Origin of the sequence: Ornithinimicrobium avium (assembly GCF_003351765.1) — a bacterium.
Taxonomy (GTDB): Bacteria; Actinomycetota; Actinomycetes; order Actinomycetales; family Dermatophilaceae; genus Ornithinicoccus; species Ornithinicoccus avius.
On record NZ_CP031229.1, the window covers coordinates 2,088,373 to 2,099,593 of the forward strand.

10 protein-coding genes are annotated in these 11,221 nt (G+C 75.7%); all 10 read right to left on the minus strand.

From position 1 onward, the window contains the following. Positions 1-13 precede the first annotated feature (13 nt). The 10 genes from DV701_RS09610 to nhaA all read right to left on the minus strand — a co-directional run bounded on the left by DV701_RS09610 (position 14) and on the right by nhaA (position 11,207). Entirely contained in the window at positions 14-781 is a 768-nt protein-coding gene (locus DV701_RS09610; RefSeq protein WP_228254966.1) for a CPBP family intramembrane glutamic endopeptidase, read from the minus strand. Between the two features lie 51 nt (positions 782-832). Beyond that, positions 833-1,270, minus strand: coding sequence for a hypothetical protein (locus tag DV701_RS09615; protein WP_162802724.1), 438 nt, complete (start codon positions 1,268-1,270; stop codon positions 833-835). Further along, positions 1,267-2,385: a hypothetical protein gene (locus DV701_RS09620; RefSeq protein WP_114928106.1), complete on the minus strand. Its 1,119-nt coding sequence runs from the start codon at positions 2,383-2,385 to the stop codon at positions 1,267-1,269. The genes DV701_RS09615 and DV701_RS09620 overlap by 4 nt, the downstream gene beginning before the upstream one ends. After that, positions 2,382-3,557: a phosphotransferase enzyme family protein gene (locus DV701_RS09625; protein WP_114928107.1), complete on the minus strand. Its 1,176-nt coding sequence runs from the start codon at positions 3,555-3,557 to the stop codon at positions 2,382-2,384. The genes DV701_RS09620 and DV701_RS09625 overlap by 4 nt, the downstream gene beginning before the upstream one ends. After that, positions 3,554-5,362 (minus strand): ABC transporter ATP-binding protein, encoded by a 1,809-nt coding sequence (locus DV701_RS09630; protein WP_114928108.1) that lies wholly within the window; start codon positions 5,360-5,362, stop codon positions 3,554-3,556. Before DV701_RS09630 ends, DV701_RS09625 begins: the two co-directional genes overlap by 4 nt. A gap of 28 nt (positions 5,363-5,390) precedes the next feature. After that, on the minus strand, positions 5,391-6,623 hold the full coding sequence (locus tag DV701_RS09635) for a glycosyltransferase family 4 protein (RefSeq protein WP_114928109.1): 1,233 nt from the start codon (positions 6,621-6,623) through the stop codon (positions 5,391-5,393). After that, entirely contained in the window at positions 6,620-7,876 is a 1,257-nt protein-coding gene (locus DV701_RS09640) for a glycosyltransferase (protein WP_114928110.1), read from the minus strand. The genes DV701_RS09635 and DV701_RS09640 overlap by 4 nt, the downstream gene beginning before the upstream one ends. Next, on the minus strand, positions 7,860-9,074 hold the full coding sequence (locus tag DV701_RS09645; RefSeq protein ID WP_114928111.1) for a glycosyltransferase family protein: 1,215 nt from the start codon (positions 9,072-9,074) through the stop codon (positions 7,860-7,862). Before DV701_RS09645 ends, DV701_RS09640 begins: the two co-directional genes overlap by 17 nt. Positions 9,075-9,182: 108 nt before the next feature. Next, a complete protein-coding gene (locus DV701_RS09650; RefSeq protein ID WP_114928112.1) occupies positions 9,183-9,851 on the minus strand; it encodes a response regulator transcription factor in 669 nt (222 codons plus the stop codon). A gap of 9 nt (positions 9,852-9,860) precedes the next feature. Then, positions 9,861-11,207, minus strand: coding sequence for a Na+/H+ antiporter NhaA (nhaA, locus tag DV701_RS09655; RefSeq protein WP_114928113.1), 1,347 nt, complete (start codon positions 11,205-11,207; stop codon positions 9,861-9,863). Between the last annotated feature and the right edge of the window lie 14 nt (positions 11,208-11,221).

Here is an 11,221-nt window from a genome sequence, read left to right on the forward strand (position 1 = left end):
AGATCCGGCCGCCCTAGAGCCAGTCGACGCGGGGGGCGAGCACGGCATACCCGACGAAGGCGACCACGTCGAGGGTGGTGTGCGCGACGACCAGCGGCATCACCCGCCGCGTGCGCGTGTAGACCCAGCCCAGCAGCAGCCCCATCGCCACGTTGCCGATGAACCCGCCGAAGCCCTGGTAGAGGTGGTAGCTGCCGCGGATCAGCGCCGAGGTGAGGACGACGGTCCAGGTGCCCCAGCCGGCCTGGGCCCAGCGGCTGAAGAGGTAGCCGACCATGATCACCTCCTCGAGCACCGCGTTCTGGGCGGCGGCGAGGACCAGCACCGGCACCGCCCACCACACGTCGGCCAGGTTGGCGGCCGCCACGGTGGTGTTGAGGCCGAGCTCACGGGCGAGCAGGTAGAGGCCCAGCCCCGGCAGGCCGATCACCGCGGCCAGGCCGAGCCCGAGCAGCAGGTCGCGCACCGGTCGGCGCAGGTCGAACCCCATCGCGTGCCGCGGCCCCCCCGGGTGGCGGGAGTCGCGGGCCAGCAGGTGCAGCGCGAGGAGCACCGGGACCAGCGCGATGACGATCCCGGCCAGCTTGTAGGCCAGGTCCAGCCAGGGACGGTCGGGGGTGACGCTGGTGTTCATGCTGGTCGTCTGCGCGGCCAGCGGCGCCTCGTAGGTGAGCTTGCGGATCAGCGAGAGGACCGACCAGACGGCCGAGGCGCCCAGCGAGACGCCCAGGACCAGGACCGTCTCGACCAGGAGCGTGCGGCGGGCGGGCTGGGCGGTCACCCGCCCAGGGTATGCCGCACCGGCCGTGTCGCCGGTGCGGCTGACCATCGGTCAGTCGTCGTCGCCGTCGTCGTCCCAGTCGTCGTAGTCGTCGCACTCCCAGCCGTCGTCGTCCCACTCGCACCAGCCGCCGGGGTTGACCGGGGCGGGCTGGACCTCGACGGCCTTCTTGTCCGCCCTGGCCTTCTCATCCGCCCTGGCCTTCTCATCCGCCCTGGCCTTCCTGTCGGCCTTCACCTGCTTCTCGGCGCGGTCGACCAGCTCGCCGGCGGAGGCCCGCAGCACGGAGACGACGCCGGCGTCCAGACCGTCCTCGGCCGCGGTGCCGTCCACGACCAGCGCGGCGCCGCTCATCCGGGCCGGGTCCACGGTGCCGGTGATCGCCACGCCGGCCGTGTCGCCGCGCGCGTCGGCGGTGGCGCCCAGCCAGAGCCAGCCCGCCACCAGGCCGGTCAGGACCAGGGCTGCGACGGAGGCGATGAGCTTCATGCCGACCAGCATGGGCCCTCGGCAGGAGAGCGCCATGAGACGACGATGAGAGTTTTCTCATCCGCGGGTCGCGACCAGCGCGCCTCGGCCCACTCCAGCACCACGCCGCGCCACGCCGGCCGGAAGGCGTAGACGCAGGCCAGCCGCACCACGGTCGCCAGCTCGGCGGCAGCCAGCCGCTCGGGGGCAGCGCCGCCGGCGAGCGCGACGTCGCGCGCGGTGCGGGCCACGGTCGCGGCGGCGCCGGCGGCCCAGAGCCCCTGCGCCCGGCGCAGGTCGGCGTGCACGGCGAGGTTGGCCGGGTCGACCTCGGGCGCGGCCAGGCAGGCGGTGTCGAGGTCGAGGACACCGAGCGTCGAGCCGTCCCAGAGCAGCTGCTTGTCGTGCAGGTCGCGGTGGGTCGGTGCCAGCCGCACCGGGGTGCCCTGCCCCTCCAGGCGCCGCGCGACCTCCTCGACCCGTTCCTGCCAGATGCCCGGGAGCACGCCGGCGTCCCCGGCCCGGCGCGCCCAGGTGCGCAGCACCTCTGCCTCGTCCTCGTCGGTGTGCGGTGCCAGCCCCTCCGCGGCCCCCGCCCCCAGGTCCTGGAGCCGGCTCCAGGCCGCGGCCCACCCGCCCCAGACGGCGTCCCAGCTCGGCTCCTCGGACAGCGCGTGCACGGGCCGGCCCGGGAGGACGTCGCAGGTGACGGTGCTCCGGTCCTCGTGCAGCACCTGCGGCGCGCCGAGGCCTGCCGCGGCGGCGAGCAGGCCGCCGGTGCGCGAGGCTGCCGCCAGGACGGCCGCGCGGCCGGGCCGCACCACCTTCGTGTAGCCGCCCGCGTGCCGCACCACGGCCCGCCGCCCGGCGCGGTGCACGACGAGCTCGGCGGCCTCGCCGCCGGCCTCGGCAGCCACGAGAGGCTCGAGCGCGGGCAGCTTCCCGTCGGTCCCGTACGGGAGCAGCCTCACGGCGCCGGTCCCGTCGAGCGCCCCGGCCCGCAGCCGGCCGTGCTGGTCGCGGCCCTCCACGGTGACCAGGTCCTCGCGTCCCGGCCAGGCCCGGGCCACGGTCACGACGTCGCCACCGTCGGTGACGCTGGCCGGGACGGCCCGGGGCGCACCGGGCGCACTCACCGGGCCACCTCCAGCAGCGGCTCCCGCAAGGCCCAGACGTCCTCCACCGGCAGCACCCGTGCGGCGAGCAGCGCCCGCCGCACGGTCTCCCCCGGCCACCCGGGCACCTGGTGGCGCCACGGCTCGGCGATCCGCCCCAGCAGGGCCGCGGCGACCCAGGGCCCGGGGGCGCTGGGGCGGGTGCCGGCCGTCCCGGCATACCCCTGGGCGAGGGGGCCGAGGGTGGCTCGGCCGTCGAGCAGGTCGACCGCGACGAGGGAGGCGTGGTCGAGCACCGCGGGAGCCGCGACGGCCCGGTCCAGGTCGGTCAGGACGACCTCGCCGGAGCCGGCGCTCACGAGCAGCTGGTCCGGGGAGAGGTCGCCGTGGCAGACCACGAGCCCATCTGCCGGGACGTCGGCGGGCAGCCGGTCCAGCACCCGGCGCGCCCCGCCTGCAGCGCCCGAGGCCACCTCCTCGAGCAGCTCGACCGAGGAGCGCGCGGCCGCCAGCGCCTCCGCCCAGCCGCGTACCACCAGCCCGCGGACGCGCGCGGGGTCGACGCAGTGCAGCCGCCCGAGGCCCCGGCCCGCCTCGTGCAGCACGTCCTCGGCGCCGTCCGGCAGCGAGGCGGCGTCCGTCCCCTCGACCCACGGCCACCAGCTCACCCGGCGCCCGGCCGGACGGCCGTCGGGCGCGGCGGTGCACGTCAGGACCGGGACGCCCGCGGCGGCCAGGTCGTCGGTGACGTGCGCGAGCCGGGAGCGGTGGGCGGCGGAGGTGACCCGCACGACCCGGTCACCGTCGCGGACGACGAGGCGACGCAGCGGGTTGTGCCGCAGCACGTCCCCCGGCGCGGGGTCCAGGGCCGCGGCGATCCCCACCAGGCGCGGGTCGCTGACGACGGGCCCCCACTGGACGAGCGTGTCACGGCCGGGCAGGTCCGCCTCGCCGACGACCCGCCCCAGACCGGCCTCCTCGGCGGACCGCCGGGCCTTCCCCGCCTTGGCGGCCGCCCCGCCGGTGAGGGTGCGGACCCAGCCCCACGGCGTGCCGTCGGGGTTCGTGAGGGCGGCGGTGGTGGAGACGCCGAGCTTGGGCCGCACGTAGGTCGCCCGCACCTCCCGGCCGACGAGCTCGGCCAGCCGTCCCGGGTCGAGGACCAGCGCCAGTCCCGGGTCGGCCAGGCTCATGACGCGCTCCCCGCGGCGACCGGCGCCGCGACCGGCGCACCCGACTCGTCGAGCACCCGCTCCAGCGGCGCGTCGAGCGGGTCGCCCTCCCAGGTCACGCGGCCGTCCTCGACGACGACCACCCGCTCGGCGCGCCGCGCGGTGGCGGCGTCGTGGGTGATGACGAGGCAGGTGCGGCTGCGGGCCAGGTCGGCGATCGCTTCGGTGACGAGGACGACGTTGTCGGGGTCCAGCCCGGTCGTCGGCTCGTCGAGCACGAGGACCGGCGCGTCTCGCAGGAACGCCCGGGCCAGGGAGATCCGCTGCCGCTGGCCGCCGGAGAGGTTGCTGCCGCGCTCGGTCACCGGTGTCTGGAGCCCGTCGGGCAGGTAGTCCGTGAACTCCCTCACCCGCGCGCGCCGCGCCGCCTCCTGCACCTCGCGGTCCGTCGCGTCGGGGCGGCCCTGGCGGATGTTGTCCTCGACCGTCCCGCTGAGGAGCACGGCCTCCTGCTGGACGAGCGCGACCTGGGAGCGCAGCCAGGCGAGGTCGACCTCGCGCAGGTCGACGCCGTCCAGACGCACCGACCCGGCGTCGGGGTCGAGCAGGCGCAGCACGAGCGCGGCGACGGTCGACTTGCCGGAGCCGGAGGGACCGACGACAGCCAGGTGCTCGCCGGGGCGCACGGTCAGGTCCAGCCCGGACAGCACCGGCACGCCTGGCTCGTAGGCCAGGTCCACGGCCGACAGCGACAGCTCGCCGCTCACGGCCCACGGCTCGACCGGCTCCGGGGGGGAGACGATCTCGGGCCGCACGTCGAGCAGGTCGGCGACGCGCTCGCCGGAGGCGGTGGCGCGGGCGATGCGGCCGGTGTACTTGGCCAGGTCGCGCAGCGGCTTCATCGCGGTCTTGAGGTAGGTCAGGACGATGACCAGGTCCCCCGGCGTCATCGCGCCCTGCAGCACTCGGGTGCCGCCGAGGAAGAGGACGGCCGCGGTGGAGATCCCGACGAGCACGTCGGTGCGCCGCTCCAGGCCGGCCGCGAGGCGCTTGGCCCTCACCCCGTCCTTGAGGGACTTCTGGTTGGACCCGCCGAAGTGGCGGGCCCGGTCGGCCTCCATCCCGTAGGCCTGCACGTGCGTCATCCCGCCGAGGGTCTCCTGGGCGATGCTGGCCAGGTCGCCCTCGCTGCGCCGGGTCCTGCGGGCGGCACTGGTGATCGCCGGGGTCGAGCGGCGCGAGAAGGTCGCGAACACCAGGACCGCGAGCAGCGCGACGAGCGCCATCACCGGGTCGATCCAGGTGAGCACCCCGAGCATCGCCACGAGCGTGACGACGTTGGCGAGCAGCGGCATGCCGGCGGTGATCGCCACGTCCTGCAGCCGGCCGACGTCGGTCACCAGGCGCTGGACGAGGTCGCCGGAGCGCGAGCTGCCGTGGTAGCCCCGCGACAGCGTCTGCACGTGCTCGAACACCCGCGCGCGCAGCACCGTGGCCACCCGTGAGCCACCGAGCGCGAAGAGCACGGTCGCGCCGAAGTTGCACGCCGCCCGCATGCCGATGATCGAGATGGTCGCCAGCGCGAGCGCGACGAGCAGCTGCACGCTGGCCGTCGGGCCGGCACCGGGAAGGTCGGCGCCCAGGCTGCGGGTGACCGCGTCGACGACGAGCTTGGTGGGCCACGGCTCGAGCACGCGGAAGGCCACCTCGAGCAGCAGCAGGCCGACGCCGCCGATGAGCAGCAGCCGCTGCCCGGCCAGGTGGGGGCCGACCAGGGCCAGGGTCCGCCGCAGGGCGGAGGTGCGCAGTCGGGTGGACGGTGCCACGGGGTTCCTCTCGGGGTATGGGGTGGGGCTAGGCGACGGGTGCCGGCACGGGGGCCAGGGTGGCCTCCAGGACGCGGCCCCAGGAGTGGTGCTGCTCCATCAGGGCGCGCGCGGCGGCGCCCATGGTGCGCGCCGTGGCCGGGTCGGCGGCCAGCCGGTCGACGGCGGCGGCGAGCGCGGCCGGGTCGGAGGGCGGGACGAGCAGGCCGGTGACGCCGTCGCGGACGACCTCGGGGATCTGCCCGAGGCGGGAGGCGACGACGGGCAGGGCGGCGGCGCCGTACTCGTAGACCTTGAGCGGGCTGAAGTAGTGGTCGCCGAAGTCCGGGTAGGGCGCGACCGCGACGAGCGCGCCCTCGAGGGCGGCGGGGACCTGCTCGGGCGCGAGTGCGCCGACCAGCTCCAGGTCGACGCCGAGATCGCCGGCCAGCTCCTCCAGGCCGGCCCGCTGCGGGCCGTCGCCGACGAGCCGCAGCCGCCACGGCACCTGGGCGAGGGCGGCGGCGCGGACCAGGTCCTCGACGCCGTGCCAGGGCTTGAGCGTGCCGACGAAGACGACGACGGGGCCGCCGAGGGTGCCGGTCTCGGGGCTGACCGGGCGGATCCGGTCGGTGTTGACGCCGTTGGGGGTGACGACGACGGCGGGCGCTGCGTGCTCCGCACCACCGTGCACTTCTGCCGTGACACGGTGGTCGGCGGGCGAACCACCGTGACACGGCATTCCTGCACGACGGTCCTCGGCGGCGTCGAGCCGGCCGCGCACCCAGTCCGCGACCGGCTCGGAGACGCAGGCGACGACGTCGGCGGCGGCCAGCTGGGCGGCGAGCGCCTGCCCGGCGCCGGCCTCGTCGACGAGCACGCGGTGGTCGCGCTGCTCGTCGATGAGCGGGGCGTTGACCTCCAGCACCGCGGTGACCGGGTGCGCCGCGCGCACCTGCGGCAGCACGGTGGAGAAGAGGGAGTAGCGCTCGTGCACGACGTCCGGGCCCCACGCGGTCACCAGCCGGGCCAGCTCGGCGGCGGCCTCGCGCTGGGCAACCTCGCGGGCCGCGGGGCCCGAACCGTTGGTCACCTCCACGACGTGCACCGGCAGGTCGGCCAGGTCGGCGGGGACCTCCTCGCCGCGCCGGACCGCGAAGACCTCGACCTCGGCGCCGCGGGCGTGCCAGGCACGCACCAGCTCCTGGACGTGGACGCTGGCCCCCTTGGTCCCGAAGACCGGGATGCCGGGGTCGGCGCAGACGTAGGCGACGCGGTTCACCGGGCCACCTCCGCGAGCACGCCGCCGCGGGCCGCGCCCTCCAGCTCGGCGAGCATCCTGCTCTGCCGGACCGTGTCGAACTCGCGCTCGACCAGGGTGCGCGCGGCGCGCGCGACCTCGACGCGGGGCCAGGTCGGGTCGGCCACCGTGAGCAGCGCCCCGGCGAGCCGCTCCTCCAGGCCCTCGACCTCGTGGGAGAGCAGGATGCCGGTGCCGGGCGTGACGGCCTCGGGGATGCCGGTGACGTCGGTGGCGACCACGGGCAGGCCGCTGGCCATCGCCTCGAGGATGACGGTGGGCAGACCGTCGGCGTTGCCGTCGGCGCCCACCACGCAGGGTGCGGCGAGCACGTCGGCCCGGTCCAGCTCCTCGACCAGCTCGGCCTGGCTGCGGGCACCGAGCAGCTCGACGCTGCCGCCCAGGCCCAGCTCGTCCACGAGCGCGGCGAGCGGCGCGGCCAGCTCGCCGTCGCCGACGAGGCGGAGGCTGCACCCCATACCCTCGGAGCGGAGCAGCGCGAGGGAGCGCAGGAGGTGGGCGAAGCCCTTCTTCTGGACCAGGCGGCCGACCGCGAGCACCCGCAGCGGGGTGCGCGCAGGCGCGGGGTCGCGGTAGGCGAAGCGCGGCAGGTCCAGCCCGTTGCGCACCAGCCGGACGGTGTCCGCCAGGGCGGGCTCGAGGTCGATCAGGAAGCGCCGGTTGAAGTCGCTGATCGCGATGACGTTGTGCGCGCGGGCGAGCACCTCGCGCAGCAGGACCAGGTCGACGTCCTCGTGGAAGAGGTCCTTGGCGTGCGTGGTGACGGTGTAGGGGATGCCGGTCAGCGCCGAGGCGACCATCGCGGTGCGGGCGGCGAGGGAGGCGAAGTGCGCGTGCACATGGGTGATGCCGTCGCGCCGCAGCCGCGTCGCCACGTCGACGGCCTGGGCGACGTCGGAGGCGTCCATCCGCACGAGCAGCGGCATGAGCTCGCCGAGCCGGGCCCCGAAGCGGGGCAGCTGCTCCTGCGCGCGGGCGAAGACGTCCCACTCCACCGACAGCCGGTGCGGCCGGGGCAGGTGCGTCACCGGCGCCTGGACCTGCGCGAGCTGGGGGTGGAAGCGGGTGTCGCTCGTGGGGCGCAGTGCGTAGATCGCCAGCTCCTCCCCCGCCGCCTCGCGGGCGAGGATCTCGGTCACCACGAAGGTCTCCGAGAAGCGGGGGTAGACCTTGACGAGGTAGGCGGTGCGCGCGGGCTCAGACGGCGACGGCATGGTGCTGCTCCTGGTGGGGGACGGACGGGTGTGCGGTGAGGTCGGCGGCCGCGCGGGCGACGGCGGCCAGGCCGTTGAGGTCGAGGTGGCGGCGGTCGATCCGGTCGCCGGCGCGGGCGGCGAACCACGCGCCGAGGGCCCGGGACGACAGGTCGCCCTGGCGCAGCAGGTCGGTGGCGCCCGCGGCGGCCAGGCCGTGGGAGCGGATGAGCTGCTCCCGGCGGGGCCACTCGCGCGGGACGAGCAGGGCGGGGACCGTGGTGGCCAGGCTCTCGGTCACCGTGTTGTAGCCGGCCATCGAGACGGTCGCGGCGGCACGGCGGATGAGGCCGGCGGCGTCGGGGACGGAGCGGACGACCCGGGTCCGGGGGCCGGCGGCGCGCTCGACCCGGCGGTGGTCCGCGTCGCTCATCTGAGGGCCGGTGACGACGAGGTGGCTGTGACCCGTCGGGAGCGGCGCCGCGGCCGCGGCGAGGCACAGCGCGGTCCCGTCGGAGCCGCCGCCGGCGGTGGTGAGCAGGTAGGGGCGGTCGGGGTCGACGCCGGGCGGGTCCTCGGCGCGGCCGTGGGCGAGATAGCCCTGGTAGCGGACCAGGTCGTGCAGCGCGGCGGGCAGCTCGCCGGTGCGGCGCAGGTCGTGCACGCGGGGGTCGCCGTAGACCCAGATCTCGTCGAACAGCTCGCGGACGACCTCCGGCGGGGTGCGGTCCCACTCCGCGGCGACGGTCTGCGGGGCGTCGAGGACCTCGCGCAGGCCGAGCACGACGCGGGCGCCGGGCCGGTCGGCGCGCAGGTCGGCCAGCGCCGGGGCCAGCTCGCCGCCGACGCCCAGCGCGTGCCGGTCGACGACGACGAGGTCCGGGGCGAAGGAGGAGAGGGTGGCGTGCACGATCGAGCCGCGCAGCGAGGTGACCGCCGCCAGGCCGACGCTCAGGCTGCGGGGGCCGTAGCTGCGGCCGGACTTGCCGACCGCCGGCAGCGTCACGACGTCGAAGCCCTCCGGCACCGAGGACGCGCTGGTCCCGGCGACACCGTTGATCAGCAGGCCGGTGACCGGCCGGCCGAGCAGCACCGGCAGGCGGCGGGACAGCGAGTGCGCCAGGGCCCGGTTGCGGCGGAAGTGCCCCAGGCCCTGGCTGTCGTGGGAGTAGAACACGACGCGCAGGGGTTCGCTCGCGTGTGTCGTGGTCGGGGCCATGGTCCGCCTCCTCGTCTCCGGCCGCGGGGATGCGACCTGGTGACGAGTGAACTACCGCCGGATGAGCCGTCGATGACACGACGGTGAGAGTGCTCTCATGGACGGGGCTCAGCCCTCGAAGCGGTAGCCGACCCCCCGGACGGTGGTGATCCGCGCGACGCCGAGCTTGGTGCGCAGGTAGCGGACGTAGACGTCGACGACGTTGGAGGCGCCGGTCACCTCGTAGCCCCAGACCCGGTCGAGCAGCTGCTGGCGGCTGAGCACCTGCCCGGCGTGCTCCATCAGCTCGCGGGCGAGGGTGAACTCCCGGGCGGACAGCTCGACCGGCTCACCCTCGACGACGGCGGTGTGCGCGACGAGGTCGAGGGTGACCCCGCCGGCCGAGACCTGCTGGGCTTCGGTGCCGCCGCCTCCGGAGGGGCGGCGCAGGCGGGCGCGGACCCTGGCGAGCAGCTCCTCGACACGGAACGGCTTGGCCAGGTAGTCGTCGGCGCCGCTCTCCAGCCCGGTCACGGTGTCCTCGAGGGAGTCGCGGGCGGTGCACATGATGACCGGCACCGGGTCCTCCATGGTGCGCAGCATCCTCAGCACGGTGAGGCCGTCCATCCGGGGCAGGCCCACGTCGAGCACGACGAGGTCGACGTCGGCCTCGGCGACCGCCTCGAGCGCGGCCAGGCCGTCGCCGACGACCGTCGTGCGGTAGCCCGCTCCCCGCAGGCCGCGGTCGATGACGCGGGCGATGCCCTCTTCGTCCTCGACGACCAGGATGTGGTGCATCCGGCCAGGCTACTGATAGGCGTCCGGTATGCCGTCCGCGTCCAGGTCGACGCTGTCCGCCTCCGCGAGCTGGGCGTAGTGGCGGTTGCGCGCGGTGAGGACGGCGGCCCCGAGGAGCGCCGCGACCAGCGAGGCGAGGAAGATGCCGACCTTGGCGTGGTCGCCCAGCTCGGTGCCGGCACCGAAGCTGAGCTCGGCGACGAGCAGGGAGACGGTGAAGCCGATGCCGCCCAGCGCGGAGACGCCGACGACGTCGATCCAGCGAAGCGAGGGGTCCAGCTCGGAGCGGGTCAGCCGGGTGACGAGGTAGGTGGTGCCGGTGATGCCGACGATCTTGCCGACGACCAGGCCCGCGACGATGCCCAGCGTGACCGTGGAGGCCAGCGCGGTGGTCAGACCGTCCCAGCCGCCGACGGTGACGCCGGCGGAGAAGAAGGCGAAGACCGGCACCGCCAGGCCCGCGGACAGCGGCCGCAGCCGGTGCTCGAAGATCTCGGCCAGACCGTGGTCGTCCGGGCCGTCCGGCTCGCCGGCCTCGGGGCGCAGCCGGGCCGGCACGGCGAAGCCCAGCACGACGCCGGCGATGGTGGCGTGGATGCCGGAGGCGTGCACCAGCGCCCAGAACACGGCACCGACCGGCAGGAGCAGCAGCCAGGCCGGCAGCTGGCCGGACCGGAAGATCAGCCGCCGCCGCCGAGCGAGCAGGGCGTAGGCGGCCAGCGGCAGCAGCGCCCACAGCAGCATCTGCGGCTCGATCCCCGAGGAGTAGACGAGGGCGATGATGAGGATGGCGATGAGGTCGTCGACGACGGCGAGCGTGAGCAGGAAGATCCGCAGCGCGGGCGGCAGGTGCGAGCCGATGATCGCCAGCACCGCCACCGCGAAGGCGATGTCGGTCGCCGTCGGGACCGCCCACCCGACCAGGGCGTCCGGCGAGCCCTGGTTGACCGCGACGTAGACGAGGGCCGGCACGACCACCCCGCCGACGGCCGCGGCGACCGGCACGACCGCCCGGTCCCAGCGGCGCAGGTCGCCGATCATCACCTCGCGCTTGAGCTCCAGTCCCACCATGAAGAAGAAGATGGCCAGCAGCCCGTCGGAGGCCCAGGCGCCCAGGCTCAGCCTCAGGTGCCACGGCTCGTAGCCGACCTCGAGGTCGCGCAGCGCGACGTAGCTGCCCGCGAACGGGGAGTTGGCCCAGACGATCGCCACGACGGCGGCCGCGACGAGGAGCATCCCGCCGATGGTCTCCTTGCGCAGCAGGTCCGCCACGCGCAGCGTCTCGGCGTAGCTGCCGCGGCCCAGCGTGGTCGGGCGGGCCGGAGGGTCCGGCGGCTGGTGCTCGGTGCTCGACATCGTCGTCTCCCTGG